General features: G+C 73.6%; 21 protein-coding genes. 10 read left to right on the top strand and 11 right to left on the bottom strand.

The genetic code is table 11. The features are described 5' to 3' along the window. Window positions 1-112 precede the first annotated feature (112 nt). The gene (locus tag HYE82_RS12705; RefSeq protein ID WP_179174110.1) at window positions 113-1,915 is read left to right on the top strand and encodes a BTAD domain-containing putative transcriptional regulator; all 1,803 of its coding nucleotides are present in this window, start codon (window positions 113-115) and stop codon (window positions 1,913-1,915) included. A 100-nt stretch (window positions 1,916-2,015) separates the two neighbouring features. Here HYE82_RS12705 and HYE82_RS12700 read toward each other — a convergent pair whose 3' ends face one another. Genes HYE82_RS12700 through HYE82_RS12675 form a run of 6 tightly spaced genes read right to left on the bottom strand, consistent with a single transcriptional unit; the run spans window position 2,016 to window position 10,208 of the window. Then, on the bottom strand, window positions 2,016-4,169 hold the full coding sequence (locus HYE82_RS12700) for a prolyl oligopeptidase family protein (protein ID WP_179174109.1): 2,154 nt from the start codon (window positions 4,167-4,169) through the stop codon (window positions 2,016-2,018). Between the two features lie 11 nt (window positions 4,170-4,180). Beyond that, window positions 4,181-5,785, bottom strand: a complete 1,605-nt coding sequence (locus HYE82_RS12695; RefSeq protein WP_256987138.1) for an MFS transporter — start codon at window positions 5,783-5,785, stop codon at window positions 4,181-4,183. Beyond that, window positions 5,782-6,711 (bottom strand): hypothetical protein, encoded by a 930-nt coding sequence (locus HYE82_RS12690; protein WP_179174108.1) that lies wholly within the window; start codon window positions 6,709-6,711, stop codon window positions 5,782-5,784. The genes HYE82_RS12695 and HYE82_RS12690 overlap by 4 nt, the downstream gene beginning before the upstream one ends. Before the next feature lie 2 nt (window positions 6,712-6,713). Beyond that, entirely contained in the window at window positions 6,714-7,940 is a 1,227-nt protein-coding gene (locus tag HYE82_RS12685; RefSeq protein ID WP_179174114.1) for a radical SAM protein, read from the bottom strand. A 38-nt stretch (window positions 7,941-7,978) separates the two neighbouring features. Continuing rightward, window positions 7,979-8,941 (bottom strand): hypothetical protein, encoded by a 963-nt coding sequence (locus HYE82_RS12680; RefSeq protein WP_179174107.1) that lies wholly within the window; start codon window positions 8,939-8,941, stop codon window positions 7,979-7,981. Further along, window positions 8,913-10,208: a glycosyltransferase gene (locus tag HYE82_RS12675; RefSeq protein WP_179174106.1), complete on the bottom strand. Its 1,296-nt coding sequence runs from the start codon at window positions 10,206-10,208 to the stop codon at window positions 8,913-8,915. Before HYE82_RS12675 ends, HYE82_RS12680 begins: the two co-directional genes overlap by 29 nt. Before the next feature lie 529 nt (window positions 10,209-10,737). Between HYE82_RS12675 and HYE82_RS12670 the strand changes: the two genes are divergently transcribed. From HYE82_RS12670 to HYE82_RS12635, 8 genes are read left to right on the top strand one after another with little or no spacing between them, the layout of a single operon-like run. After that, window positions 10,738-11,823, top strand: a complete 1,086-nt coding sequence (locus HYE82_RS12670; protein ID WP_179174105.1) for a radical SAM protein — start codon at window positions 10,738-10,740, stop codon at window positions 11,821-11,823. Continuing rightward, window positions 11,820-12,482, top strand: a complete 663-nt coding sequence (locus HYE82_RS12665) for a hypothetical protein (RefSeq protein ID WP_179174104.1) — start codon at window positions 11,820-11,822, stop codon at window positions 12,480-12,482. The genes HYE82_RS12670 and HYE82_RS12665 overlap by 4 nt, the downstream gene beginning before the upstream one ends. Then, window positions 12,479-12,721 (top strand): aroma-sacti cluster domain-containing protein, encoded by a 243-nt coding sequence (locus tag HYE82_RS12660; RefSeq protein WP_179174103.1) that lies wholly within the window; start codon window positions 12,479-12,481, stop codon window positions 12,719-12,721. The genes HYE82_RS12665 and HYE82_RS12660 overlap by 4 nt, the downstream gene beginning before the upstream one ends. Window positions 12,722-12,762: 41 nt before the next feature. Next, the gene (locus HYE82_RS12655) at window positions 12,763-15,900 is read left to right on the top strand and encodes an adenylate/guanylate cyclase domain-containing protein (protein ID WP_179174102.1); all 3,138 of its coding nucleotides are present in this window, start codon (window positions 12,763-12,765) and stop codon (window positions 15,898-15,900) included. Beyond that, on the top strand, window positions 15,897-16,730 hold the full coding sequence (locus HYE82_RS12650) for a S8 family serine peptidase (RefSeq protein ID WP_179174101.1): 834 nt from the start codon (window positions 15,897-15,899) through the stop codon (window positions 16,728-16,730). The genes HYE82_RS12655 and HYE82_RS12650 overlap by 4 nt, the downstream gene beginning before the upstream one ends. A 25-nt stretch (window positions 16,731-16,755) precedes the next feature. Next, window positions 16,756-17,337 carry a GAF domain-containing protein gene (locus tag HYE82_RS12645; RefSeq protein WP_179174100.1) on the top strand — a complete coding sequence of 194 codons (582 nt, stop codon included), beginning with the start codon at window positions 16,756-16,758 and terminating at the stop codon, window positions 17,335-17,337. Continuing rightward, window positions 17,334-17,852, top strand: a complete 519-nt coding sequence (locus tag HYE82_RS12640) for a hypothetical protein (protein WP_179174099.1) — start codon at window positions 17,334-17,336, stop codon at window positions 17,850-17,852. Before HYE82_RS12645 ends, HYE82_RS12640 begins: the two co-directional genes overlap by 4 nt. Beyond that, window positions 17,852-18,826: an L-threonylcarbamoyladenylate synthase gene (locus HYE82_RS12635; RefSeq protein WP_218782545.1), complete on the top strand. Its 975-nt coding sequence runs from the start codon at window positions 17,852-17,854 to the stop codon at window positions 18,824-18,826. Before HYE82_RS12640 ends, HYE82_RS12635 begins: the two co-directional genes overlap by 1 nt. 125 nt (window positions 18,827-18,951) lie before the next feature. Here the strand turns inward: HYE82_RS12635 and HYE82_RS12630 are convergent, their stop codons facing one another. Beyond that, window positions 18,952-19,593, bottom strand: coding sequence for a carbonic anhydrase (locus HYE82_RS12630; RefSeq protein WP_179174097.1), 642 nt, complete (start codon window positions 19,591-19,593; stop codon window positions 18,952-18,954). 269 nt (window positions 19,594-19,862) lie between these two features. Further along, window positions 19,863-21,047, bottom strand: coding sequence for an epoxide hydrolase family protein (locus tag HYE82_RS12625; RefSeq protein ID WP_179174096.1), 1,185 nt, complete (start codon window positions 21,045-21,047; stop codon window positions 19,863-19,865). Between the two features lie 62 nt (window positions 21,048-21,109). On the opposite strand from HYE82_RS12625, the gene HYE82_RS12620 reads away from it, so the two are divergent. Beyond that, the gene (locus HYE82_RS12620; protein WP_179174095.1) at window positions 21,110-22,072 is read left to right on the top strand and encodes a YafY family protein; all 963 of its coding nucleotides are present in this window, start codon (window positions 21,110-21,112) and stop codon (window positions 22,070-22,072) included. A gap of 144 nt (window positions 22,073-22,216) precedes the next feature. Here HYE82_RS12620 and HYE82_RS12615 read toward each other — a convergent pair whose 3' ends face one another. The 3 genes from HYE82_RS12615 to HYE82_RS12605 all read right to left on the bottom strand — a co-directional run bounded on the left by HYE82_RS12615 (window position 22,217) and on the right by HYE82_RS12605 (window position 26,404). Beyond that, the gene (locus tag HYE82_RS12615; RefSeq protein ID WP_179174094.1) at window positions 22,217-24,232 is read right to left on the bottom strand and encodes a glycoside hydrolase; all 2,016 of its coding nucleotides are present in this window, start codon (window positions 24,230-24,232) and stop codon (window positions 22,217-22,219) included. 85 nt (window positions 24,233-24,317) lie between these two features. Further along, entirely contained in the window at window positions 24,318-25,724 is a 1,407-nt protein-coding gene (locus HYE82_RS12610) for a HAMP domain-containing sensor histidine kinase (protein ID WP_179174093.1), read from the bottom strand. Beyond that, the gene (locus HYE82_RS12605) at window positions 25,721-26,404 is read right to left on the bottom strand and encodes a response regulator transcription factor (protein ID WP_179174092.1); all 684 of its coding nucleotides are present in this window, start codon (window positions 26,402-26,404) and stop codon (window positions 25,721-25,723) included. The genes HYE82_RS12610 and HYE82_RS12605 overlap by 4 nt, the downstream gene beginning before the upstream one ends. Window positions 26,405-26,493: the final 89 nt, after the last annotated feature.

The raw sequence follows: 26,493 nt of genomic DNA, 5'->3' as shown, positions 1-26,493 counted from the left end.
CACTGCCACGGGCGGCGCGACTCTACGGGCCCGGCACCGATGTGTGACGCGTGGGGGACGCGGATCATCGAGGGGACCGACCCACTCCCGTCACCCTACGGAGGTTCGCTCGATGCCGCGTCCGTTCGCGCAGCCCGCAGCGCCACCCGGCACGCTCAGCTTCTCCGTCCTCGGCCCGCTCAGGGTCCACCGGGGCGACCGGGCGCTGCCCCTCGGCCCGTTGAAGCAGCGGGTCGTGCTGGCAACCCTGCTCGGCTCCGCCAACAGCCCGGTCTCCGTCGACACGTTGACCGAAGCGGTCTGGCAGGACGAGCCCCCGCGCACCGCCCGCAAGAACCTCCAGGTGTACGTGAGTGCCCTGCGCGCGCTGCTCGCGGATGACGACCCGGACCGACCGCGGCTCACCCACACGGGTGGCGGATATGTGCTGCGGGTGGCAGAGGACGAGCTCGACCTCCTGCGGTTCCGCTCCCTGGTGCGGGCCGCCGACGGGCAGGGGCCCCGCCCGGCCGCCCGACTGCTGCGTCAGGCCCTCGACTTGTGGCAGGGGCCGCCGCTGGGCGGCGATCTGCGGCAGTCGCCCCGGCTGGCCGAGGAGGCCGGGCGGCTGGAGCTGCGCCATCTGGCGGCCTACGAGGGCTGGGCGGAGGCGGAGCTGGAGCTGGGCGGCGCCACGGCGGTGGTCGAGGGGCTGCGTGACCTGGTGGAGCGGCACCCGCTCCGGGAGCGCCTCCGGTCCGCCTGGATGTGCGCGCTGAGCGGGTCCGGCCGACAGGCCGAGGCGCTTGCCGCGTACGACGACTACCGGCAGCTCCTCGCCCGGGAACTGGGCCTGGAACCGGGTGGCGCCATGGCGGCCCGTTACCGGATGATCCTTGCGGGTGACGACCGGGCCGGGGCGGGCGCGGCCGCCCGGCCGCCTGCCGCTCTGCCGCCCGACCTCGTCGACTTCACCGGACACGTCGAGGAACTGCGGTACCTCGTGGACCTCCTGGAGGACGACAGCGCCGGCCGCACCGTGCTGCTGTCAGGCCCCGCCGGGGCCGGGAAGACCACGCTGGCGGTGCGGGCCGCCCACCTGCTCGGCGACCGGTTCGCCGACGGGCGGCTCTGCGTCTGTCTGCGTGACGCGGACGGCCGCACCCGCTCGCTGTCGACGGTGCTCACGGAGCTCGGTGAACGGACCGGCCAGGGCGGGCTGTCCGGGCCCGAGGAGTGGCGGGAGTGGCTGGCGGAGCACCGCGTTCTGGTGGTCCTGGACGACGTGCCCGACGAACGCGCCGTACGACCGCTTCTCCCGTGCGGCGGGCGGGGCAGGGTGCTGCTCACCGCGCGCGGCCAGCTCGGCGGCCTGGCACCCGTGCACCGGGTCTCCGTCCCGCCGCTCGGCACCGCCGAGTCGGTGCAACTGCTCGCGGGGCTCGTCGGCCAGGGCCGGGTGCGGGCCGACAGGGAGGCCGCACTGCGCATCGTGCGCGCCTGCGGCGGGTCGCCGCTGGCCGTCCGGGTGAGCGGGATGCGGCTTGCGGTGCTCCGCCACCTGCCGCTGCGGGAGTTCGCGGACCGGCTCACCGACCCCGCGGGGGCGCTGGACGAACTGACCTCCGGGGACGTGTCCGTCCGGCGGCGGCTGGCCCACGGCTGGGAGGCGCTGCCGGAGGAGTGCGGCCGGGACGCGGGACGGCTGGCCGCGGGCACCGGGGAAGGTCCCTTCGGCCTGACCGAGGCGGCCGAGGCCCTCGGTTGCGACGAGCGGCACGCCGTACGGGTGGTGGAGGCGCTCATCGACGCCGGAATGGTGACCTCGCCCTGCGGCGAGGTCACCGCGCACGCGGCGCAGTACGAAATACCGCACCTCATACGGCTGTACGCGCGCGGCTCGGGGCTCGGGACCCCCGCGATGGCCTCGGGCTGAGCGCTGCCGATCGGCTGCCGGCGTCCCGCACCGTGCAGCGGCCCGACGGCCGCCCCGGGCCGGTTCCGGCGGCCCCCGCCGAGCGGCCGGAACCGGTGTGTCACGGGGTCGCCGGACCGGGATGTTCCGGGGCCGGGAGCCCCACGTGGCCCGCCAGGAAGGCGAGGCACTCGGCCTGCAGGGCCACCGCGCGGGACGCCGACCGGTCGCCGTGGCCGACGCCGCGCTCCAGCCGCAGCAGCACCGGACCGGTGCCGGCGGAGGCGTGCTGGAGCGCCGCGCACATCTTGCGGGCGTGCAGCGGATCGGTCCGTGTGTCGCCGTCCGCGGCGACCAGCAGCACCGCCGGGTAGGCGGTCCCGGGCATGACCCTGTGATAGGGGGAGTAGCCGAACAGCGTCGGCAGCAGGTCGGGGTCCTGCGCGCTGCCGTACTCGGGCGTCCAGCTGGGCCCGAGGCCGGACCGTTCGTAGCGGACCATGTCCAGCAGTGGGGCCGTGCACACCACGGCGGCGTACTTTTCCGGTTGCCGGGTGAGGGCGGCGCCGACCAGCAGCCCGCCGTTGGAGCCGCCCATGATCGCGAGGCGGCCCGGCTCGGCCCAGCCCTCCGCGATCAGGCAGTCGCCGGCCGCGGCGAAGTCGTCGAAGGTGTTCTGCTTGTTCCTCCCGCTGCCCGCCCGGTGCCACGCCTCGCCCTCCTCGCCGCCGCCGCGCAGGCCCGCCCAGGCGAACACCCCGCCGGCCCTGACCCAGGCGAGGACCTGGGCGCGGTACCGGGGCGACATCGTCTTGCCGAAGCCGCCGTAGCCGGTGAGCAGCGCGGGGCGCGGCACGTCCGGACGCCCGGTGGGGGAGATCACGAACATGCGCACCGTCGTGCCGTCCCGCGAGGGGAAGGCGACCTGGCGGGTGACCGCGCCGCCGACGCCCGGGGCGTCCGTGGCATCGCGCTCCCAGCGCGTCACCCGGCCCGTACGGGCGTCGAAGCGGAGCACCCGGGGCGGTGTGACGAAGTCGGTGTAGGCGAAGTAGGCCTCGTGGCCGCCGGGCGGCCCGGCCGAGAAGTCGCCGACCGCGCCGGTGCCGGGCAGCGGGACCGTGCCGATCTGACGGCCCTCGACCAGGTCGTGCACGGTCACCTCGGCCACCGTGCTGCAGGTCCAGGCGGCCAGGCCGATCGGGTGCTCCAGCTCCGGACCGGACAGTACGACCAGGTGGGTCAGCACCGCGTCGGGCCGTTCCGGGACGACCTCGCGCCAGGCGCCCGGGCCCAGGTGCAGTTCGGCCGGCCGACACGCGACGACGCGTCCGCGAGCTGCGTCGCGGTCGGTGCGCAGCCACACCAGGTCCCGGGGACCGGTGCCGGGCACCGCGTACAGGCGGGTGGCGGCGTCCATGCCCTCCTGGACGGGCCGCAGCTCCGGGCGCTCGAGCGGCCCCGCCGTCAGGTCGGCCAGGTGGAGATCGGTGCCGCGGCCGGTGCCGAGCGTGGCCGTGACGCCGAGCCAGCGGCCGTCCGCGGTCACGGAGACGCTGTAGAACTGGGTCTTGTCGCGCCCCTCGCCGAAGACCACGGCGTCCGCCCCGGGGTCCGTGCCGACCCGGTGCAGGCACACCCGGCGGTGGTACCGCTCCTCGCCCGGGTGCAGCGCGGGGTCGAGGTTCCTGACGTAGTAGAACGCCTCACTGCCGGGCAGCCAGCCGATCGACGACTTCCGCACCCGGTCCACCGGCCCGTCGACGACCTTTCCGGTGGCCACGTCGAGCACCCGGAGCAGTGAGTCCTCCGTGCCGTTCCGGGACACCTGGAAGGCCAGCAGATCGCCCTCTACGGAGGGCTCCCACGAGTCGAGCACGGTGCGTCCGGACGGGTCGAGGGCGAGGGGGTCCAGCAGTACCCGCTCCGTCGCCTCCGTCCCGGCCTCGGCCACCATGAGCACCGGGTGTTCCTGGCCGGCGTCCTGCCGTAGCCAGAAGACCCTGCCGCCGCGGACCTCGGGCGACCGGGCGCGGTCCACGGCGTCGATCGCCGCCACCGCCGCCCGCCAGCGCTCCAGGTCCGCCCAGGACGCCCGTTCCGCCGCGTAGAGCGCTTCCTGCTCCGCGCCCCAGCGGACTGTCGCGGGGGACGCGGCGTCCTCCAGATGGCGGTACGGGTCGGGGATGCGCAGACCGTGCAGTTCCTCGAATACGTCCTGCCGCTCCGCGTGCGGGTAGCGGCGGAGCGGCGGGGTCACGTGTTGCTCTCTCATCCGTCGGTGGGTCAGAGTTCGCTGGAGTGGTTGACGAGGCAGCAGCCGGCAGGTTCCTCGGCGTCGCGATGGGCGACGACCTCGACGTCCGCTCGGTCGTCCGAATCGAGGTTCGTCTTCTCGGTCTCGTGCAAGTCCGTCTTCTTTCGTGGAGGGAGTCCGCCGCGCGGTCCATGCGCGGACGGACGGGTCTTCGGGCGGGAAACGAGGTGCGACGCGGGCGGGCGGCCATCGGGTGGCACGGCCGTGTCCTTGCCGGATCTCTTGGCGGCCTCCTCGGCGGTCGTCTCGGCGGCCTCCTCGGCGCCTTCCGCCCCGGGCAGGGCGGCCATCGCGAAGAAGCCGGCCAGGAGGACGATCAGCCCCGATGCGGCGATGACCGCGTCGACGGGCCCGAACCGGAGCCCGCCGAGCGAGCCCCCGAGGTCCCGCAGCACGGATCCGGCGAGCCAGCCGCACAGGGCCGCGGAGAGCATCGACGCCAGCCTCGTCACCGGGTGGAACACGGCCATCACCCGGCCCCGGTAGTCCGGGGGCGCCGCCGCGAGCAGCAGCGGTGACATCGCGGTGTTCAGCATGGTGAGCGGAACGGTGAACACGAACAGCAGGGCGACCCCGCCCGGGAAGCCGGTCTGCCGGGAGTAGGCGATCAGCAGCACACCGCTCACCAGCAGGGCGATCCAGGTGGTCCGGCGCGCCCCGAGCCACTGCACCGCCCGTCCCCCGGCCAGCGCTCCCGTGATGCCACCCGCGCCCATGGCCATGCCGAGGTATCCGTAGAGGTGGGCGTCCGCGTGGAGGTTGTCGGTGGCGAAGAAGACGTTGAGGGTGCCCAGTGCCCCGACGCCGAACTGGCCGATGACGGAGAGCAGGAGCAGCGTCACCAGGAACCTGCTGCCCGCGAAGAACCGCAGTCCGTCCGTGAACTCCCGTCGCAGTCCGGCCCCTTGTCGCTCGGCGGGCCGCCGCGCGCCGCCCGGTCCGGCGGAGCCCGTGCCGGGCCCGGGTACGCCGATGGAGCGGATGGCGACGTAGGACACCACGTACGACAGGCCGTTGAAGAGCAGGGCCCACTGCAGCCCGGCGGTGAACAGCAGCGGTGCGGCGAGGGGCGGCCCGATGATCCAGGCCGACTCACCGGTCGCCTGCCCGATGCCGGCGGCCCGGGCGCGGTCGGCATCCCCGGTCACCAGGTCCGCAAGGACCGCGAAGCGCGCCGGGGAGAAGAACTGGCCGGCCGCGTGGAGCAGGAGCACGGTCGCGTAGATCAGGGCGAGCCAGACACCGGTCGGCAGGGCGCCGGCCGGCAGGAAGGTGACGGCCGTCAGTACGGCCACCAGCCCGCCGCGGAGCAGCTCGGAGCGCAGCATCGTGGCGCGCTTGTCCCAGCGGTCGACGAACACGCCCGCGAGCGGACCGATGACGAGCACGGAGACGCTCGACGCGATCACGATGCCGCTGACCGCCAGCGGGGCCCACGACTCGCCCTTCGCCAGCACGGTGGCCACCCACAGCACCAGCGTCGTGCTGAAGACGGCGTCCCCGACGGACGAGACGGCCTGGCCGAACCAGAGCCGGGTGTAGTCGCGGTTGATCAGGGTCAGCCGCGGCCTCATGAGGGCCTCGGCGACGAGACGACCAGCGCCATGAGGGCGGTGACCAGCGTCGTGTGGTACGCCTTCCGGAAGAACTCCCTGCCCGAGGCGGACGGGTGGGCCTCGAGCGCCGCCGACCGCCCCGGGATCGCCCCGTCGGGCCGCTGGGCCCGCACCAGGCATTCCACGGCCGCGGCTCCCGAGGGCGTGTCCAGCGGCTCGGTCCCCAGGATGTACTGGGTGAGTACCAGCTCCGCCGCCAGGTCCCACCGGTCGTGCTCGACGCTGTGGACCAGCAACCGGTCGACCAGGTCCCGGGCGTGCGCCAGGGCGCTCCCGTCCAGTCCGGGGGCGGTCCGGCCGAAGTCGCCGAGGTAGAAGGCAGTGTGCGTCACGGCGTACGCCTGCGGCTCGGTGAGCGGTGTCCCGTCCTCCGACGCCGGGTCACCCGGCTCGGCGGCGCGGAACGCGACGAGCGGGCTGTCCGGCAGGAGTTCGGCGTACGGTTCGATCGTGTGGCGGACGCCGGCCTTGTCCGCGTAGTGGCAGATCTCGATGCGCTGGTAGGCGGATTTCCCCTGCGGCGCGAGGAACCCGGCGTCGAGTCCTGCGAGTGTTGCCCGGACCTGGGTGTCGTCGATCGCGTCGGGGGCCAGGGCGGCGTAGGCCAACCCGTACGTGGACCCGTACTTCGGGATGTAGGCGAACAGCCGTGGAAGGTCCGGGTCCTGCCAGAGCTTGCGGACCAGGGCCCCCGCCTCGCCCAGCGCCTCCGGGGGGTCGGCCAGGCGGGCCGCGCAGTGGCAGAGCAGCGCCAGTTCCAGCGCCGCCTTCGCCCGTCCGAGGGGTGCCGACGGGGCGCCCGCCGCGAACGGGTCGAAGTGGTCCAGGTTCCCGCTCAGCCAGCCGAGCGTGCCGGCGGAGAGCCGGTCCAGGGGTGTGGACATGACTACAGGCGCCCCGTCTCTTGCAGGTAGTCGAGCAGGGCCGTGTCGACGGAGTCGCCGAACCTCGCCAGCGTCCGCGCGTCCTCGTCGTAGCGGTAGAGGTCCTGGCAGGCGATCCAGCGGTTGTGGGTCTCCGCGCCCGGCCGGTAGCCGTCGGTGACCGTGCCGACCTCCCAGTCGGGCTTGCCCGCGGTCTCCCAGCAGCTGGCCAGGGTGCCGTCCGCGCTCACCACCGCGCCGTAGCGGCCGTTGGTGTGACCGCAGGTGACACAGGTCTTGCGGGAGCCGGGGCGGGCCACGGTGAAGCCGAGATCGAGCGCCCGGCGCTGCCACCTGCTGAACGCGGCCGGGAGTTCGCCCGTGTGCAGCAGGCTGTTGGCGTAGCCCACCCCCACGTCGCCGATCCTGGCGAAGTACAGCGTGCACCGGGCGGGGTCGAGCGCGCCGGCGAGCCGGTCGATCAGGGCGTCCACGCCGCGGAAGGTCTCCTGGGAGACGTTCACCCGCAGCGTCCACTGAAGTGGGGCGGCCTCGGAGGCCTTGGCCATGTTGCCGACGATCTTGTCGAAGGTGGCGCCGCCGTCCGCCCGGCCGATCCGGATCCGGTCGTGGTCGGCGCGGTCGCCGTCGAAGGTGACCTGGACGGAGGTCAGCCCCCGGTCGGAGAGCCGGCGGGCCAGCGACGGGGTGAGCAGCGTGGCGTTGGAGATCATCCAGGCCGAGGTCGGCGCGATCTCCGCGGCCCGCTCCAGGAGTTCGAGGCAGCCGCGCGGGTTGAGCAGGGGCTCCCCGCCGAAGAGCAGGATCCTGAGCTTGTCCAGGCCAGCGGCGGCCATCTGCCGCTCGGTGAAGCCGAGGATCTCGGTGATGGTCTCCGAGGTGAGCCGGGTCTGGCCGATCCGCGGCGGCCGGCTGCCGCCCGACTGGTCCTGGGCGGTGTTCTGGAAGCAGTACCCGCAGCCCAGGTTGCAGTGGGTGCTGGTGAGGACGGTCAGCGCGTAGGAGCGGATCGTGCCGGGGGTGAACATGCCGCTCTCGTGCAGCCGCTGTTCCGCATCGGGGTGCAGGGCCCCGTCGGCCGTGACGTGCCGGTCGCGGAGCCGGGCCACCCCGCCCGGGCCCAGGAACCACCAGTTCCGCTCGCCCTTCAGGAGGCGGGCGCCGTGGGGCAGGGGCTCGGAGGCCTCGGCGGCCGGCACCGCCGGTCCTGAACTCGCGGCGGGGCTGATGTTCACGGGCAGGCCGATATTCACCGCTTGGTCGATGCTCACAGGGTCTCCCGCTTGGCCGCTGCCGCTGTCAGGGCAGGCTCGTAGGTCCGGCCGCCGGTGACGACGAGCGTCATCAGGGCCACGACGAGGGTCACTTTGTAGGACTTCCGGAAGTACTCCACGGGCGTGGCGTCCGCCGGGACCCGCCCGGCGGCGGAGCGTCCGGGGATCGCTCCGTCAGGGGCCTGGGCCTCGCCGAGCATCCGCAGGCCGACCGCGCCGGAGGAGGTGCGCGTCGGATCCGCGCCCAGGCAGTACTGGGCGAGCAGCAGCTTCGCCACGACGTCCCAGTCGCCGAGTGCCACGCAGTGCTCCGTCAGCCGTTCCACCACGCGCAGGGCCCGCCCCCGTTCCTCCGCGGGAAGCGGGAGTTCGCGCAGGCCGAAGTCGCTGAGGTAGAAGAGGGTGTGCGCGATCTGGCAGCCGTCCAGGTCGGCCACGGGCAGCGTGGCGGCGCGGGGGAGCTGACTCGCCTCGTACAGCTCGTCGTACGGGGCGAACTCGTGCTCGACGCCCGCGAGATCGGAATAGAACCTGGCTTCCAGATGCAGGAACGGCGACTTGCGGCCCGGCACCAGGTAGCCGTCGGCCGCCAGCCGGTCCAGCAGGGCACGGGGCGCGCCGGTGGCCGACCCGGCCGGTGCCAGCGCCGCGTACAAGAGTTCGAACTGACGTGCGCGCCGTCTGTCGAGGGTGAGGAGCTGCGTGAAGTCGGGACGCTGCCAGACCTGTTCGACCACCCTGGTCACCTCGGCCAGGGCGGGGTCCGCGGGGGCGCACTTCTCCCAGTGGCGGCGGAGCATCGCGAGCTGCAGGAGGGCCTTCGCGCGCGGGACCACCGGCAGTTCGGCGTGCCCGGCCGGGGAGTCGAGGTAGGCCGCGTGCAGCCCCGTCCACCGCCGTGCGCCCGCCGACAGGCTGGTCACGACCTCATCGAGGCCTGCTGATCGCGTACTCATGGTTCTCCTTTGCGGAAACGGGCGGCTCGGCCGAGGGGGCGGTGGACGCCCCGGCCGGGAAGGCGGTGGACGCCCCGGCCGGGAAGTCGGGGGCGGCCCCGGCCGAAGGAGCGGCGGACGCCCCGGCCACCCGCTCGACGACGTCGGCCGCGCGGGCCGCGCTGTCCGTCGCGGCCAGCCTGCTGCCGAGCACGTGGGCGCGGGCCCGCAGACCGTCGTCCCGCCACGCGGACTCCAGCAGCGCCGAAGCCGCCACGGACGGGTCGTTCGGGAAGTGCACGGCCACGCCGGCCCGCAGGCAGGCGCCGGTGAGCAGCGGCTGCTCGGAGCCGTTGGGTGACAGCGCGAGGGGCCGTCCGCGCAGGAGCGCGGCCAGCACGGGCGCGGAGGTGCCGCTGCTCAGCACGAGGCCGGCGCGGTCGACGAGCGGTCCCATCCAGCGCTTGCGGACCAGCAGGATGTCGGCATCCGGGGCGGGCTGCGGGTCGGTCGAGCGGCCCTGTTCGACCACGGCCTGGAACCGGCCGCCGGTGAAGGCCTCGTTGAGCCGCGGCCACAGGGTCCTGCCCTCGAAGAAGCGGCCGAGATGGACGTAGACGACGGGCTTGTCGGAACGCGACAGGTGATCCCCGATCGCCTCGACCTCCGCCGGGTCGGGCGTCGGTTCCCAGGACAGCGGCCCCACGTGCCGGACCCGCTCGGGCAGTTGCCCGTCCGGATACTCCAGCTCCGGATCCCCGCGCAGCAGCAGCGCGTCGCCCAGCAGCGGTTCGTCCCCCCACCGGGAGGCACGCCCCGCCAGACCGGCCTCCTCCCGGAGATCGGTGTAGATCCGCAGGCAGCCCTCGGTCCGGCTCCGCCGGGTCCGGCCCAGGTGCGGCTCGTCGTCGCCGCCGGCCCGGTAGTCCCACAGGTGCGCCGCGAGCCCGACCACCACGACCGGGATGTCCAGTGTCTCGGCGGCGAGCAGGGCGCCGCTGCAGAGTACGGAGGTGACCAGCAGGTCGGCCCCGGTCTCCCGGGCCGCGCGTACGGTCGCCCGGTACTGCGCCGCGCCGTGCGGCCCCCACCACGCGGCGGAGAACGCCCGGCGGCCGCCGAAGTCCTCGGCTGCCGCGAACGGCAGCCCGGCATCGGCGGCGACGGGCGCTGCGGTGGACCGGCCCAGCACACTGACGTGATGGCCCCGGCGCCGCAGCTCCCGGCCGGCCGCGATCGCCGGGTAGAGGTAGCCGCCGTCACTGAGCGGACAGAGAAGGATCTTCATGGTGTGCCGCTCCTCACGGTGTGGCGGATGCCAGGGTGGCCGCGGGCCCCCGGCTCCGGGCAGGAGCTGCCGAGAGCCGGGTGGCCCGCGCGGTCCTCAGACGAGATGAGGAGTCATCACATCTCGTGGGAGTGGTTGATGATGCACGAGCCGGCCTCGGCCTCTTCGTCCTCGCGGTGGGCGACGACCTCGATGTCCTCGTTCTCGAGCTCGGGGGTGATGTTCTCGCTCATGTTCTTCTCCTTCGGTTTGTCGGCGTCGTTCCGCCGGCCGAGAAGAAAATTACGGACCCCGGGTACGGGAACGCCTGGCCACCGGTTCGGCACCGGTATGTGCCGAGCACACGGGCGGGGTACGGCCCGCAAACCCCGCCGCACGCCCCGCCGCACCCCGCCGTCCGACCGCGCTGACCTGCGGATGAACCGATCACCAGGCGTTCGTGAACCGGAAGCCTGCCGCGCGCGGGCACGATCCGGGCCATGCCCGCGCGCGACCCGAGCGCGCGGTTACGAGCTACGGAGGAACAGACGTGGAGCTCGCGGAGCTCATCGGCCTGCGGCCGGTGCCCTGTGGCGGCCTGCTGGTGGCGCTCACCCGTCGCTGCCCCATGAGCTGCGCACACTGCTCCACCGGCTCCTCCATGTCGGTCTCCGACCAGCCCGACCCGCAACACCTGCTGCGCTTCATCGGTTCGTTCGGCGCGCAGGACCGCCCCGAGGTGGTCATGCTGACCGGAGGCGAACCGCTGCTGCTGCCGGAACTGGCCGCTCGCCTGGCCGGTCTCGCCCGCGCCGCGGGCTCCCGCACGGCGCTGCTCAGCGGAATGTTCTTCGCCCGTGACGGACGCGTACCGGACCGGATCATGCGGGCGATCACGGCCCTCGACCACTTCTCGGCCAGCATGGACGTCCACCACGAGCGCGAGGTCCCGCGCGCGGACGTGCTGCGCGCCCTGCGGGCCGTGCTCGACGCCGGGATCCCCGCCAGCGTCCACCTCACCGGTACCGGACCCGACGACCCGTATCTGGCGGACGCCGTCGCGGACGTCCGCCGCGTCTTCGCCGGACGGGTGCCCGTGCTCGTCAACGAGGTCCGGCCGCTCGGCCGCGCCGCGGGCCGCGTCCGGGCGACACCGACCGGACCGGACGGCTCCGTGGCGACCCCGTGTACCCTCGCGGCCTGGCCGGTGGTCGCCTTCGACGGGACCGTGGCCGCCTGCTGCAACCAGTGGACGGTGGACCGCCGCCCCGTTCCCCGCCACCTACGGCTCGGACACATCGCCGACGACGACTGGCCGACCGTCCGCGAGCGCTCCCTCGGCTCCCCGGTGCTGCGGATGCTGCGCGCCGTCGGCCCCCAGCGGCTGCACGCCCGTTACGCGACCTCGCCCGCCCCCGCCGGCTACTGCCGCAGCTGTCACGCACTCGCCGACCGCCCCGACGTCCTCGCGGGCGCGGCCCGCGACGCCGGCGGCCGGGTCGGTGAACTCCTCGACCGGCTCGGCGCGGAGCAGCAGCTCGCCGCCGGACCCGCCGCCCTGGTGCGTCGCATGGGCTGCGCCCGCTACGCACACCTGGTCGAGTCGCTTCCCGCAGAGGAGAAGAGCCCTCGATGACCGCCACCGCATCCCTCGCGCTCAGGACCAAGCTCGCGCCCACCACCACCGTCCTGAGGGCCGCGACCGCGCTCCTGTGGCGACCGGACGGCCTACGGCAGCGGTACCCCCGCTACCTCGCAGCCATGTACGCGCTCGTACGGGCCTCGGTGCCGTTGCTGGAGCGGGCCGCCGAGCGGTGCGCCGAGCTGGACGACCCGGCCGCGCGGCGCCTCGCCGCGTACTACACCCGCCACGCCGAGGAAGAGCGCGGCCACGACACGTGGCTGCTCGACGACCTCGCCGCCGCCGGCGCCGGGCCGGCCGCCGTGCCGCACCCCGTCGCCGTCGAACTCGCCGGGGCGCAGTACTACCGGATCGAGCACGAGCACCCCGTCACGCTGCTCGGATACATCGCGGTCCTGGAGGGCAACGCCCCCGGGCCACGGCTCGCCGACCGCCTCGCCGAGGCCGGCGGGTTCCCCGGCGGCGCGTTCCGCACCCTCAGGGAACACGCCGAGCTCGACGGCGGCCACCTCGACGACCTTCACCGGGTGCTCGACGAACTCGCGCCGACCCCGGCCCAGCAGACCGCCGTCTCCGTCAGCGCGCTGCACACGGCGAACCTGCTCACCCGGCTCTTCCTCTCCCTCGCTGCCGACCCCGGAGGACACCCATGACCGAGCACACCGTGCCGTACGACGACGCCCCGTCCGGTGAACGGCCGTCCGAGCCCACCCTGGAGGCGCTGGCCGCCGCCGGGTTCGACCTCGACGCCCTCAGCACGGAGCAGTACGAGGTCCTGCGCGCGCTGGCCCCGGAGGAACTGGCTCTCCTCGTCGACATCAGGGGGCGGCTCGACGCGGCGGCTCCCGAAGTGCAGGCCCACGCCGACGTGGCGGGCGGCGCTCTCTTCTGACCCCGGCCGCCCCGCGGTCCCCCCGTCCACCGGAGGAATCCATGCCTTGCACCTCGTGCCGGAGCGCACTGCCGCCCGGCGCCCGGTTCTGCCCCTCCTGCGGCAGCCCGTGCGCCCCCGGGCCGGTCACGGCCAAGCCGACCGGCCGCAAGGTGGTGACCGTCCTCTTCTGCGACCTGGTGGGTTCCACGGCCTTGTCCGGAGCGCTGGACGCGGAGACCCTGCGCTCGGTGACGCTCCGCTGGTTCGACCTGATGCGGCAGCGGATCGAGGAGCAGGGCGGCACCGTGGAGAAGTTCGTCGGGGACGCCGTGATGGCCGTCTTCGGCGTACCGACGGTGCGGGAGGACGACGCCCGCCGGGCGATCGCCGCCGCCCTGGGCATGCGGGAGGCGCTCGCCGCTCTCAACGCCCGACTGGAACAGGGCGTCGGCGTACGGCTGGAGATGCGCATCGGTCTCAACACCGGTCAGGCGGTGACGGGTGCGGCGACCCTGCGGCAGGCGATGGTCTCCGGCGAGGTGGTCAACGTCGCCGCGCGCCTGGAACAGAACGCCGCCGCCGGGGGGATCCTCATCGGACCGGACACCTTGGCGGCCGCCGGGCCGGGCGTCCGGACGACGGAAACCGGCCCGCTGCTGCTCAAGGGCAAGAGCGACCGGGTCACCGCTCACCGCCTGCTCGGCCTGGACGAGGAGGAGGGCCCGGAGGCGCTGCGCCGCTTCGACCTCGCGTTCATCGGCCGGACCCGCGAACTCGCCCGGATCGACCAGATGCTGGACCGTGTGGTCCGGACCTGCCGGGCCGATCGCCTGGTGGTCGCCGGGGAGGCGGGCCAGGGCAAGACCAGACTCGTGCGCGAGTGGCTCCACAAGGCCACGGCCACGGCCGGCGGCCTGCGTCACGGCATCGGGCGCTGTCGCGCCCGTGGCGAACAGCCCAGCCTCGGACCACTCGCCGACGCCGTGGCCGACCTGCTGCGGACCGCCGGCACGGCCGCACCGTCGCCCGAACTGGACCTGCTCCACCAGGGCCTGCTCCTGAACGGGACGCCCCACCCGTCGCCGGCGGACACCTGCGCCGCGCTCGCCAAGGTCCTCGCCGGGCTCTCCGAGGCCGAGCCCGTGGTGCTGGTGATCGACGACTGCCACTGGGCCGCGCAGCCGCTCTTCGACGCCCTCGACCGGCTGCTGCGGGCACTCACCGACGCGGCCGTCCTGATCGTTCTGCTCACCCGCCCCCAACTGTTCGACGTACGGCCCGAGCTGGCCGAGGACGCCGTGCCGCTCGGCGGGCTCTCCGACGCCGAGGCACAGCTCCTCGCGGCCGAGCTGACCGGGGGCGCGGCGCACGGCGAGCCGCTCGGCCCCCGGGTCCTGGCACGGGTGGGCGGAAACCCGCTGCACCTGGAGCAGTTGCTGGTCGCGGGCAACCCCGTCGACGCGGACAGCGTCCCGCTCCCGCTCCAGGCCCTGATCGGCGCCCGGATCGACGCGCTCGACCCGCCCGAGCACCGGGCCCTGGGCCTGGCGTCCGTCCTGGGCGGCGACTTCACCGCCGACGAACTGACGGCGCTCGCCGCAGATCCCGCGCCGCAGTGGACCGGGTCCGAGCTCCGGCCCGTGCTGCACCGGCTGGTCCGGCACCGCCTGATCAGGCCGGACGGAGGGGCGTTCCGCTTCGCCGGAGGGCTGATCCAGGAAGTCGTCTACGCCAGCCAGTCCAAGCAGGACCGGGCCGACCGGCACGAACGGGCGGCCCGGCTGGACTCGGTCCGGCAGCGGGGCAGCGCGGCGGTCGGGGGCCATCTGGAACAGGCGTACCGCCATCGGGTCGAGCTGGGCGCCCAGGACGCGCACACCGACGGGCTGCGCCGGCGGGCCGCCGACGCGCTCGCCGACGCCGGGCGGCTGGCGCTCGCCCACGCCGACCCCGTGTGGGCGGCCGACGTGCTGTCCAGGGCCACGGCCCGGTACGCGGCCGGCGAGCCGGGAAGTACGGCGACACGACGGCGGCTCGGCCAGACACTGCTGGACCTGGGGCGCGGCACGGAAGGCAGAGCGCTGCTCGAAGAGGTGCTCGCCGAGGCACTGGCCGGCGGCGGGGAGGCGGTGGAGACCGCGCACGCCCGCCTCGCCCTGGCCTCGGTCGGCCGGTCCGCGGGACCGGACGAGTCACCGGCAGAGGCCGCCGACGCCACCCTGCCGGTCTTCGCGGCGGCCGGCGACGACCTCGGCCAGGCCAGAGCCTGCCTGCGGCTCGCCCAGCGCGCCCAGGAACAAGGCCGGCACCGGGCGGCGGAGCGTCTGCTAGCCCGCGCGCTGGACCACGCGGTACGCGCCGACGCCGAGCCGGAGCGGGCCGCGGCCCTCGGCGCGATGGGGGTCTCGCTCTGGCGCGGCCCCCAACCGGTCGGTGACGCGGTGGCCCGTTGCCGCGCGCTCCTTGCGGACCAGGGGGCCGGCCGCCGGGCCGTCCGGCTGACGCTCAACTGCCCGCTGGCGGTGGTGCTGGCCCTCCACGACGACCGCGACGGGGCCCTGGCCTGCCTCGCGGAGGCGGAGCACCTCGCGAAGAGGCTCGGCTACGCCGAGGCCGACGCCTTCCTGCCGATCTTCACCGCGACCGTGGCCGACCTGACCGACCGCCGGGAGGAGGCGCTCATGAGCCTGCAGCGGGCCGCCACCGCCGCGCGGGACCTGGGCGCAACGGCATTGCTGCGCAGTGCCCTGCTGGACGCCGCCCGCATCCGGCTGGACCTCGGCGACTGGCGTACCGCCCGCGGCACCCTGGCCGAACTGGAGGGGGAGCGGGCCCAGCCGGCCGGACTGCGAGCCGAGTCGGCGGACCTCGACGGCCTGCGCGCCCGGATCGCCGCCGCGCGAGGGCAGACCGCGACCGCCACCCGGCTGGCCGCCAGGGCGCTCGCCACCGCCGCCCGCACCGACTCGCCCATCGTCCAGGGCGTCGCCGCCCTCGACCTCGCCCGTACCGCTCTCGCGCTGGGGCGCCCGGCCGAGGCAGCCGCGGCGGCGACGCGCGCCCGCCGGCGCTTCGCGGCGAAGGGCCATCTCCCCGCCGTACGCCAGGCCGAGGCCGTGGTCTCGCGCTGCCACGGCCGCTCGCCCGGCCCCACCGCCGGCCGAGTCACCGGAGCCGGAAAGGAAGCACCACGATGACCACCGCGCAGCAACCGGCGCCCGCACTCACCTGGGGCCTACGAGGGCGGGGCCCCGCGGACGTACCCGTGGAGGCCGACGGTCTGCCGGACCCGCCCGAAAAGGGCCTCCTCGGAGGTACCGGGCGCGGCGTACGCGTCTGCGTGGTCGATTCGGGTGTCGAACGGAACCACCCCATGGTCGGCCCGGTCGACCGGTCATGGCGGGTCTTCAAGGACGACGACGGGGTCCACGTCGAGGAGACGGAGGAGGGAGACGCCTGCGGACACGGCACCGCCTGCGCCGGGATCATCCGGCGCACCGCGCCGGACTGCGAGCTGTCCAGCATCAGGGTGCTCGGCGACCGCTTCTCCGGCAGCGGGGACGTCCTGCTCGAAGGAATCCGATGGGCCGTGCGCCAGCGGTTCGACGTGGTGAACCTGAGCCTGTCCACCACGCACGACCGCTTCGTGGACGAGCTGCGCCGACTGGCCGACGAGGCGTACTTCCAGCAGACCGTGATCGTCGCCTCCGCGCACAACACGCGCGTGGAGAGCTTTCCCTGGCGCTTCTCCTCGGTGATCTCGGTCGGCAGCCACCAGGAGGACGACCCGGATCTCCACCTCTACAACCCCGAGCCCCCGGTGGAGTTCTTCGCCCCCGGCCAGAAAGTCCAGGTGGCGTGGCTCGGTGGCACGTCGATCCGCAGCTCCGGCAACAGCTACGCCACCCCGTTCATCGCGGGGCTCTGCGCGCGGATCCTGTCGAGCGGCCCCCGGCTGACGCCGTTCCAGCTGAAGAACGCCCTGTACCTGTCCGCAGCCAACGTCCGTGTCCACGGACGCCGGTAACGACCGGCGCCGGAAGGGAAGCCCCATGACTCAGACCATCGCCCCTGTCGTGTCCGCAGCACCCCGGCCGGATCCGGCCCTGGCGGAGCTCCTGCAGTCGGTGGTGGACACCGCGCGCGCCATCTTCGGCGCGCAGGCGAGCTCCATCATGCTTCTGGACACCGCGACGGACGAGCTCATCTTCGAGGCCGTCTCCGGGCAGGGACAAGAGTTCCTGGTGGGCCGACGCTTCCCGGCGGGCCGGGGGATCGCCGGGTGGGTCGCCGCCTCGGGGGAGCCGATGGTGGTCGACGACCTGCACGACAGCGCTTCCTTCGACAGGGACATCGCCGAATCCACCGGCTACGTCCCGAACGCACTGATGGCCGCCCCCCTCATCCGCAGGGACCGGGTCCTCGGCGTCCTGGAGGTACTCGACCCGTCGCCACAGGCCCGGTCCGGCCTGCCCGAACTCGACCTGCTGGGCCTCTTCGCCCGTCAGGCCGCCGTCGCCCTGCACGTCCTGACCACCCACGCACCCCGGTCGGCCCCGGACGCTCCGGACGACCCTTCGCGCACCGAACTCCTGCGCCTGCTCTCGGAAGCCCGCCACCTCCTCGGAGAATGAGCGGCGCACCTCCCGCGAGGGACCGGCGCGTCCTCGCCGCTCCTGCACCTGCGGCGCGCCGGTCGCCGCAGGTGCAGGAGACGCCGTCGGCCGGCGCGGACAACCGGCGGGCCGTCCGAGACCTGATGGGCCCCTCGGCGGACCAGGTGCGGGGGGCGGGACCCGTGGTGGAGTACGTCCATCTCCTCGTCGCCCTGCTCTTCGTCCGCCTCACCGCCCGTGAGCGGTGGGCGGAGGTCAGCGCGAGGGCGCAAGCGGCAGCAGTGGAGAAGACGGGCCCGGCAGCGCGCAGGATCGGCACCGATCTGCTCGAGCACATCGACCGCGTACTGGACGGCGAGGCGCAGCGCCTGGGATCGCTGCCGCACTCCACGGCGCTGCTGTCACACCTGACGCCCGCGAGCGGACGGGACCTCGCCGAGCCCCACGAGGGGATCCAGACCGACGGGCAAGCCGTCCGTGCACTGGATCATGACCGTCGTTGCCTCGTGACGCCCCTAGGATGGGGAGAGTGATGGCGAGTAGCAAGGACATCGAGAAGGCAGCCGGTGTGCTGCGCGCCGGCGGGCTGGTAGCCCTGCCCACTGAAACCGTCTACGGTCTGGCCGCCGACGCCATGGACCCCGCTGCCATCTCGCGTATCTTCCAGGTCAAGGGCCGTCCGCCCTCCCACCCGCTGATCGTCCACCTGGCTGGCGCCGAGCAACTCGACGCCTGGGTGCAGGACGTGCCGGTGGCGGCCCGTGTGCTGGCCGAACACTTCTGGCCGGGACCGCTGACGCTGGTCCTGCGCCGCGGCCCCCGCGTGCCGCTGGAGGCGACCGGTGGACTGGAGACGGTCGCCGTGCGCGTGCCCGACCACCCCGTCGCCCTCGCACTGCTGGCGGCCTTCGGTGGCGGTGTGACGGCCCCTTCCGCGAACCGCTTCGGCTCCGTCAGCCCCACCACCGCGAACGATGTGCGTGCCGAGCTCGGTGACGCCGTCGACTTCGTCTTGGACGGCGGCCCCTGCCAAGTCGGCGTGGAGTCCACCATCGTCGACGTCACCGGGGAGGCCCCGACCATCCTGCGGCCCGGAGGGGTGACGCGCGAGGACCTCGAAGCGGTGCTGGGGCACCCGCTCGCGGTCCCCTCGACCAGCCAGGTCCGGGTACCGGGCCAGCATCCCTCCCACTACGCACCGCGTGCGCGAGTCGTTCTCGTCGAGCCCGAGACGGTCATCGCCGAAGCGGAAGCCGCGTCGGAGTCGGGCCATCAGGTGGGCGTCTTCTTGCCTGCCGCCTTCGCCGACGTCCCGGTCAAGGCTCACGCCGTGGTGGCAGTCCCCGCTTCGCCGGCTGCGTACGCGCAGGGGTTGTACGGGTTCCTGCGTGAGTTCGACCAGCAGGGATGCGACCTCATCATTGCGTCACTGCCGGCGGAGCAGGGGCTGGGGCTCGCCATCGCCAACCGGCTCCGCCGAGCTGCGGGGCCTCGTCACACGGTGTGAGTACCGGATCCGCACCCGGCACCCAGGCAGCCGCACAGCCGAGGGGCCTCGGCACGAACGGGACGGAGCGCCCCCGTTCGGCGGACCGGCGGGCTCCCCCGGGGTGGGCCGCCTGGGCGTGAGCGTCAGGAGGCGGCGTGAACCGCCGGCCCAAGGCCGCGCGTGGCGACGAGCTGTGCGGTGCCGTCGGCCAGGCGGTAGGACAGGCCCACCACGCCGAGGCGGCCTTCGGCAACGCGGTCGGCCAGGACACGGGAGCGTTCCAGCAGTAGGTCCACGGTGTGTTCGATGTGCTCGGCCAGGATCTCCTCGGCACTGTTGCGTCCGGCGGCGCGGGCTGCCAGTACGCTGGGTGTCACTCGTTCGACGACGTCCCGGACGAAGCCGCCCGGCGTCTGCCCGTCCTCCAGGGCGGAGCAGGCGGCGGCGACGGCGCCGCACGAGTCGTGGCCCAGGACGACGACCAGCGGCGCGTTGAGAACTGCCGCGCCGAACTCGATGGAACCGAGCACTTCCGTCCCGGCGACGTGGCCGGCGGTGCGCACCACGAAGAGGTCGCCCAGGCCGCGGTCGAAGATGATTTCGGCGGCCAGGCGGGAGTCGGAGCATCCGAACAGCACGGCGAAGGGCTGCTGGGACGGTGCGGTCTCGGTGCGGCGGGTGGCGTCCTGGTTGGGGTGCTCGGGGATACCGGCGACAAAGCGCTGGTTGCCGGCCATGAGCAGTTCGAAGGCGTCGTGGGGCGTCGGCGGAGGAATCTCGGTCATGGCCGAAGGTTACGGCCGGCCTCGTGTACTCGCTCGGCCGGCCTCCCTGCGCACAGCGGGTTCGGCAGCGCCCACCCGTTGGTGGTCTCAGCGGTGTGTGAAGCGCTCGGTTCCGACCGGTAGGCATGGGAGCGGTTCGCGAATTGCCCGGCCACCTGCTCCGGAGCGACCGCGTGGCTCCGCCTGGGTGATCTGCTGGACGCAGCCGCCGCGGGAGCGCCTTGGCCGAAGCCTCCGGCCCGTCGCTGAAAGGCGAAGCGATGGGCCCCTCAGCGCGCCGTGCGGAAGAACGTGCGTATGTCGTCGATGAGCGCGTCCGGGGCTTCCATCGCAAGAAAGTGGCCGCCGCGGTCGAGTTCGGTCCACCGCACGATGTTGTGGTCGCGTTCCGCCCAGCGGCGGATGGTCACGTCACGGGTGGAGAGCAGGACGGCGGTCGGCACGGTTCCGCGCTGACCGGCCGCCGCCCGGTTGTCTTGGTCCCCGGCTGCATTCCCTCCCCAAGTGCTCGCGGAGGTCTCCTCGTAGTAAATCTGGGCGGCTGAGGCGGCGGTGCCGGTCAGCCAGTACAGCGAGACCTCGGTGAGGATCCGGTCACGGTCCACGCTGTTCTCGGGGAGCGCGTCCTCCGGACTGGTGAGCTCCTTGAACTTTTCCACGATCCAGGCCAGCTGGCCGACGGGGGAGTCGGTGAGGGCGTAGGCCACTGTCTGCGGGCGCTTGGAGTTGCACTGCAGATAGCCATCGTTGAAGTCCAGCATGGCCTGCCACCGTCGTTGTTCAGCCTCGGTGAGGTCTTCCGTCTCGCCCTCCGCGCCCGCCGGAAACGTGATCATGGCGTTGACGTGGACGCCCGTGACGTGCTTCGGCTGCTGCTTGCCCATCTGCGGCGCAACCCACGAGCCGGTGTCATAGCCGTGGACGCCGTAGTGCGTGTAGCCGAGGTGGGACATCAGCCGGGTGAACATCGCTGCCATGCGCACCGAGTCCGTGCCGGGCCCTGCCAGCGGCGTCGAGAAGCAGAATCCCGGCAGTGAGGGAATGACCAGGTGGAAGGCGTCGGCAGGATCGCCGTCGTGCGCCCGTGGATCGGACAGCGGGCCGATGATGTCGAGAAAGTCGACGACCGTACCCGGCCAGCCGTGCAGCAGCATCAGCGGCGTGGCACTGGGCTCGGAAGACCGTACGTGCAGGAAGTGAATGGTTTGCCCGTCGATGGTGGCCAGGGACTGGGGGTACGCGTTGAGCGCCGCCTCGTGCGCCCGCCAGTCGTAAGCGGTGAGCCAGTACTCGGCCAGGCCCCTCAGATAGCCCACCGGGACGCCGCGGCTCCAGCCCACACCATGCAGTTCGTCCGGCCAGCGTGTGGCGGCAAGACGGGCGCGGAGGTCGTCGAGCTGGTCCTGCGGGATCTCGATGCGGAACGGGCGGATATCAGGGTTCGCGTTCGTCATGGCTGCGACGCTAGGGCTCCCTTAGGTCAACTTCCTTCCTAAGACTGCGGCACCCTGGAGGCATGCTGGAAACCTCCGGGCGACTGCTCAAACTGCTGTCCCTGCTGCAGTCCCATCGTGAATGGCCCGGGACCGAGCTCGCCGAACGCCTCGGCGTCAGCCGACGCACGTTGCGCCGTGATGTGCAGCGGCTGCGCGACCTCGACTACCCGGTCCAGGCGACGCAGGGCACCGCCGGCTACCGGCTGGGTGCCGGAGCCAAGCTGCCGCCGCTGCTGCTCGACGACGAGGAGGCGGTTGCCATGGTCGTCTGCCTCCGCAGCGGGGCCGACCGCGCGGTCACGGGAGTCGAGGAGTCCGCACTGCGGGCCCTGGTCAAGCTGGAGCACGTGCTGCCCGCCCGGCTGCGGCACCGGGTCAGCACCCTGGACAACGCAACCGTTCGGGTCGGCGCGGCCCCGGCTCCCGCGGTCTCCGCGGACACCCTCATGGTCATCGCCGAGGCATGCCGCCGGCACGAGCGATTGCGCTTCGACTACACCACCCCCCGCCTCGGCCCCCGCATCCGCTCGGCCGAGCCCCACAGCCTCGTCAACTTCGACCGCCACTGGTACCTGGTCGCCTGGGACACCGACCGCGAGGACTGGCGCACCTTCCGCGTCGACCGGCTCGTCCCCCGCACTCCGCTCGGCCCGCGGTTCACCCCCCGCGAACTTCCCGGCAAGGACGTGGCCGCCTACCTGGACCGCCGCCTGTCTGCGCAAACATGGCCTTTTCAGGCAACCGTCACGCTGCACGAATCCGCCACCGAGGTCTCCGACCGCCTCTGGCCCGGCATGGGGGTCATCGAGCCCGTCGACGACCACAGCTGCCTGCTGTACCTCGGAGCCGACAGCGCCCGCGACCTCGCCTGGATGATCACCTCGATGGATGCCGACTTCACCCTGGTGGACGCCCCACCCGAACTGGCCGAAGCCCTCCGCACCCAGGCCACCCGCTGCCTCAAGGCCATACACCGGACATAGCCGCCTGCGCGTTCTGCGACGCCCTCGTCTCCCACGCCGCAGAGCCAGAGCAGCTGTCCACCGGCCAGTGGCAAAGCCGACCGGCCGAGGGCGAGCGGCTCCAGCTCAAGGCAGCGATCCCGACATCAAGGTCAAGACGACGTGTCAATCATCTGCAAGCCCTTGGCCCTTTCCGCCGGGGCACAGCCGGCGCGGCTGGTCGTCGCCCTTGAGCGCGGCGTCCACGCAGCCGCCGGGCAAGCCGTCGTGGGCCTCGGTGCCGAAGTTGGCGGTGACGGTGAGGGCGCCGTCGCCGAAGACGGTGCGCTGGACGGAGCGGTCCGCGGTCAGCGTCCGGAAGCCGGTCATGGGCTCCGTGCCGGCCGCCTTGTGCAGGGGCGCGAAGTACTTCTGGAGGGCGGCCAGCTCGCCGCCGCGCTCCTCCAGAGACGGCCCGTCGAGGACGAAGTTGAGCGGGGTGTTGTAGAGCATCGCCAGCAGGGCGCGGGTGGTCTTCTGCTTCGGCAGCTTGTCGTACGACAGCTCCCAGCGCTCGGTGTTGACCACAGAGTCGTGCAGGGCCGTCTCGTACAGCGGGACGCGGTAGGCCGGGTCGTACATCGCCTTGGCCACGGCCTCGGGAAGCTCGGCGGGCTTGAAGAAGACCGCGGGCGCATTGGCGGGGGCGTAGCCGCCCCACTTCACCTTGTCCTTCTGGGCCGCCCAGAGCCCGTCGGCCACGGGGGTGCCGGAGCCGTGGTCGAAGGCGAGCACCTGGTTGGCCCACGCCCCGGCGGACTCCGATCCGAGCACCAGCCGGTTGCCGTCGGCCAGCCGCTTCATCCTGGCGAGCCGGTTGGCGCGGTCGCGCCCCTTGTCCATGGGGTGGGCGGGGTGGTGGTCGTGGAACAGCTCGCCGGCCGCGTCGACGTCGAGGAAGTAGCTGTCGGCGCCGTTGGCCGTCATCGCCCGGGTGCGGTCGGCGAGGTAGTGGCGGGTGGGTTCGGCCTTCTCGAACGCCTCGGAGCTGAGGTAGCACCCCCGGTCGTGGAAGCCGGGGACCGGCTTGCCGTCGGGACCCTGCACGCAGAAGTCCGGGTAGACACGGTCCGGCCAGACGGAGGTGGTGGCGTCCGAGGTCTTCGGGTCCTGGCCATTGGCGAACGTGTCGTACGGGCCGACCAGGTAGCCGGCGTCCTTGGCCGCGGTGACGGCGGCGGCGTCCATCGGCCGGTCGTCGGCGTCGTAGCCGAGCCACATGCGGTCCACGCCGAGCGCACGCAGCCGCCGGACGCCCTCCGCCGTGCGGGCGTCGCCCCACAGATAGGCGTGGAAGGCGCCCAGGAGCTTCCCCGTGGCCGGGTTGGCCTCGATCTTCTCGCGCAGGCTGGAGAGCTGCCCGCGCTCGGCGAGCCAGGAGCGGTAGTCGGCGGCGGGGGCAACCGGGGAGCCGTCGGTCAGGGAGAAGGCCACCGTGTAGCCGGTGGTGCCCTCGGCCCGCGAGAAGCGGTGGGTGGCGGTGGCGAGCAGCCGACCCCGCTCGGAGGTGGGGCGCAAGGTGGTGCCGATGTCGGTGGGAACGAGATAGCTGACGCCCTGCCGACCGAGGGTGTAGCCCCACAGCGGCAGCGACAGGGCCGACTCCATGGGGAGGTCGCTGCCGACCAGCTCGGCCTCGGCGGAGTTCCAGAAGCGGTCGGCCACGGGGAGGGAGAGCCCCTCGCCGCGCGGCAGCTGAAGGTCGGAGGCGGCGCGGTCGCCGCCGGTGACGGGCCAGGACAGGGTCCGGTCGGCGGGGCCGCTCGAGTCGACCGAGACGACGAGCCGCCCGCTTGCGGCGCGCGCGGTGACGGACAGCCCGCTGTTCGGATAGCTCCAGCGGAGGCCGTCCGCCGTCCTCCGCACGGGCCCGGGAGCCCCGGGAGCGGTCGCGGCGGGCGCGGACAGCTCCACCGCCCCGTGGGCGGTGCGGGCCGTGACCCGCAGCGAGGTGGTGTCGACGGTGGCCGTGCCCCCGTTCACGGGGATGTCGACGAAGTGGCCGCGCACGACGCCGGCTGCCTGCCGGGACGCCGGCGGCACGGTCGCTTCGGAGGGGGAGACGAGCGCGACGCAGGCCAGGGAGGCGACCAGGGCCGCGGCGGCGGCGCGGGTGGTGTGGCGAGAGCTGATTTTTCGCATGAGGAGTTGATACGGGGCCGAGATAAGAGGAGTTCTAAGAGAGCCACCGCGAAAGGAAGTTGACGTCCGTGGGTGACTGGTTCGGTCAGGAGAGGGGGAACCGCAGCCGGAAGCAGGCCCCGCCGCCCTCCGGGCGCTCGGCGGTGAGCTCCGCCGCGTGGGCGCGGGCGATCTGGCGGGCCATGGCCAGGCCGAGGCCGGAGCCCGGCAGGGCGCGCGCCTGGCGCGACCGGTAGAAGCGGTCGAAGACGTGGGGCAGGTCCTCGGCGGCGATACCGGGACCGTGGTCGCGGACGGTGAGCACGGTGGCGTCCTCCGCGGCCGTGAGCCGGAGCTCCACCGGGGAGCCCGGCGGGCTGAACTTCGCCGCGTTGTCGAGCAGGTTGGACAGCAGCCGCGCGAGCCGGGCCGGAACGCCGTGCACCGTGCACGGCGCCAGCTCCGCAGTGAACGGGGTGCCGGGCCAGTGGCCGCGCGCCTGCTCCACGCCGTACGCCACGAGCCGGTCCAGCCGTACCGGCTCCACCAGCGGCTGCGGCTCCTCGTCGCGCGCCAGCTCGATCAGATCGTTGACGAGCCCCGTCACCTCGCGCAGCTGGCGGCCGAGCGCGGCCGCGGCCCGGTCGCGCGCCCTGTCGGAGAGCCGGTCGGCGCGGGCGAGCAGCTCGGCGTTGGTGCGCAGCGCCGTCAGCGGGGTGCGCAGTTCGTGGGAGGCGTCGGCGACCAGCCGGCGCTGGGCGGCGACGGACTGCTCCAGCTCGCCGAGCATGGTGTTGAAGCTGTCCGCCAGCCGGGTGATCTCGTCGGGGCGTCGCCGTTCGGCTGCCGACAGCTCGATGCGGTGGGCGGGATCGCGGGTGTCGGTGATCCGTTCTGCGGTGGCGGTCAGCCGGGTGACGGGCGCCAGCGCCGTACGGGACGCCAGATAGCCCAGGCCCGCGGCGAGCAGCACCCCGGCGCCGCCGACCGCGGCCAGCAGCCGGCCCGCCTGCTCGATGCCCCGGTCGGCGGTGTCGGAGCGGATGGCGAGCTGGAGCGCGCGGTGGCCGCGCAGCGGGGTGGTGAGCATCCGCATCCGGTGGCCGCGCAGGGAGATGCCGCTGTAGTACGCCGGTCGGGAGCCCTCGGCCACCGCGCGGGTGGCGCCGGTGACCGGCAGGACCAGCTCCTCTCCCTTCCCGGCGCGGTCCCCGGTGCCGGGGGTGACGATCTGCGCGCAGGCCGGGGCGGACAGCCAGACGCACTCGCCGTACAGCGGCCCGGCGGGCTGGTCGCGCTTCTCCTGGGCGATCAGGTTCGCCTGCTGGGTGAGCTGGAGGTTGAGCTGGCGCACCAGTTCGTGGCGGATGACGACGTACGCTGCGGCACACACCCCGAGCGCGACCAGGGCGACGGCCGCCGAGGTGATCACGGCGAGCCGGGTGCGCAGGGGAGCGCGGCGGGGCACTCCCAGGCGGCGGAGCAGCGGCGCGGCGGCCTGGCGCCCGGTCATCGTGCCGCCAGTTCGTAGCCGACGCCGTGCACGGTGTGGACGAGCCGCGGGGCGCCGCCGGCCTCCAGCTTGCGACGCAGGTAACCGACATATACCGCAAGCGAGTTGGACTCGGGCCCGAAGTCGGCGCCCCACACCCGCTCCATGATGAGTTCACGCGGCAGCACCTGGTGGGGATGGCGCAGGAACAGCTCCAGGAGGGCGAACTCGGTGCGGGTGAACTCCAGCCGCTGGCCGCCGCGGACACCTGTGCGGGTCGCCGGATCGACGGTCAGGTCGGCGAAGGACAGCGCGCCTACGGCGGGCTCGTCCGCGGTGAGGACGGGCGTGGCCCGGCGCAGCAGCGCCCGCAGCCGGGCCAGCAGCTCGTCCAGGGCGAAGGGCTTGACCAGGTAGTCGTCGGCGCCCGCGTCCAGCCCGGCCACCCGGTCACTGACGGCGTCGCGGGCGGTCAGGACGAGGACGGGGGTGCGGTCCCCGAGCCCGCGCAGCTCGCGGCAGAAGGCGAGCCCGTCCAGCACCGGCATGGCCAGGTCCAGCACGATGGCGTCGGGTGGCTCGGCGGCCACCGCGCTGAGACCGGCCAGCCCGTCCGCCGCCTCCCGCACCTCGTACCCCTCGACGGCCAGCGCGTCCACGACGGCGGCCCGGACCTCGGGGTCGTCCTCCACGACGAGCACTTCGGTGGGCCGGGCGGCTGTCTCTTAGACACATCTCCGAGCCCCCGAGACCGGTCCGTAGCTCGTAGGCCGTCTTCTGCGTGAAAAAA

This window comes from Streptomyces sp. BR123, from assembly GCF_013401435.1.
In the GTDB taxonomy this organism is placed as follows: domain Bacteria; phylum Actinomycetota; class Actinomycetes; order Streptomycetales; family Streptomycetaceae; genus Streptomyces.
This window is presented reverse-complemented; position numbering and strand designations above follow the sequence as displayed.

Bases quoted from the DNA above. Each gene is read 5' to 3' on its own strand.
- HYE82_RS12705 (WP_179174110.1), top strand. From the start codon at position 113: ATGCCGCGTCCGTTCGCGCAGCCCGCAGCGCCACCCGGCACGCTCAGC.
- HYE82_RS12700 (WP_179174109.1), bottom strand. From the start codon at position 4,169: ATGAGAGAGCAACACGTGACCCCGCCGCTCCGCCGCTACCCGCACGCG.
- HYE82_RS12695 (WP_256987138.1), bottom strand. From the start codon at position 5,785: ATGAGGCCGCGGCTGACCCTGATCAACCGCGACTACACCCGGCTCTGG.
- HYE82_RS12690 (WP_179174108.1), bottom strand. From the start codon at position 6,711: ATGTCCACACCCCTGGACCGGCTCTCCGCCGGCACGCTCGGCTGGCTG.
- HYE82_RS12680 (WP_179174107.1), bottom strand. From the start codon at position 8,941: ATGAGTACGCGATCAGCAGGCCTCGATGAGGTCGTGACCAGCCTGTCG.
- HYE82_RS12675 (WP_179174106.1), bottom strand. From the start codon at position 10,208: ATGAAGATCCTTCTCTGTCCGCTCAGTGACGGCGGCTACCTCTACCCG.
- HYE82_RS12665 (WP_179174104.1), top strand. From the start codon at position 11,820: ATGACCGCCACCGCATCCCTCGCGCTCAGGACCAAGCTCGCGCCCACC.
- HYE82_RS12660 (WP_179174103.1), top strand. From the start codon at position 12,479: ATGACCGAGCACACCGTGCCGTACGACGACGCCCCGTCCGGTGAACGG.
- HYE82_RS12655 (WP_179174102.1), top strand. From the start codon at position 12,763: ATGCCTTGCACCTCGTGCCGGAGCGCACTGCCGCCCGGCGCCCGGTTC.
- HYE82_RS12650 (WP_179174101.1), top strand. From the start codon at position 15,897: ATGACCACCGCGCAGCAACCGGCGCCCGCACTCACCTGGGGCCTACGA.
- HYE82_RS12645 (WP_179174100.1), top strand. From the start codon at position 16,756: ATGACTCAGACCATCGCCCCTGTCGTGTCCGCAGCACCCCGGCCGGAT.
- HYE82_RS12640 (WP_179174099.1), top strand. From the start codon at position 17,334: ATGAGCGGCGCACCTCCCGCGAGGGACCGGCGCGTCCTCGCCGCTCCT.
- HYE82_RS12635 (WP_218782545.1), top strand. From the start codon at position 17,852: ATGGCGAGTAGCAAGGACATCGAGAAGGCAGCCGGTGTGCTGCGCGCC.
- HYE82_RS12630 (WP_179174097.1), bottom strand. From the start codon at position 19,593: ATGACCGAGATTCCTCCGCCGACGCCCCACGACGCCTTCGAACTGCTC.
- HYE82_RS12625 (WP_179174096.1), bottom strand. From the start codon at position 21,047: ATGACGAACGCGAACCCTGATATCCGCCCGTTCCGCATCGAGATCCCG.
- HYE82_RS12620 (WP_179174095.1), top strand. From the start codon at position 21,110: ATGCTGGAAACCTCCGGGCGACTGCTCAAACTGCTGTCCCTGCTGCAG.
- HYE82_RS12615 (WP_179174094.1), bottom strand. From the start codon at position 24,232: ATGCGAAAAATCAGCTCTCGCCACACCACCCGCGCCGCCGCCGCGGCC.
- HYE82_RS12610 (WP_179174093.1), bottom strand. From the start codon at position 25,724: ATGACCGGGCGCCAGGCCGCCGCGCCGCTGCTCCGCCGCCTGGGAGTG.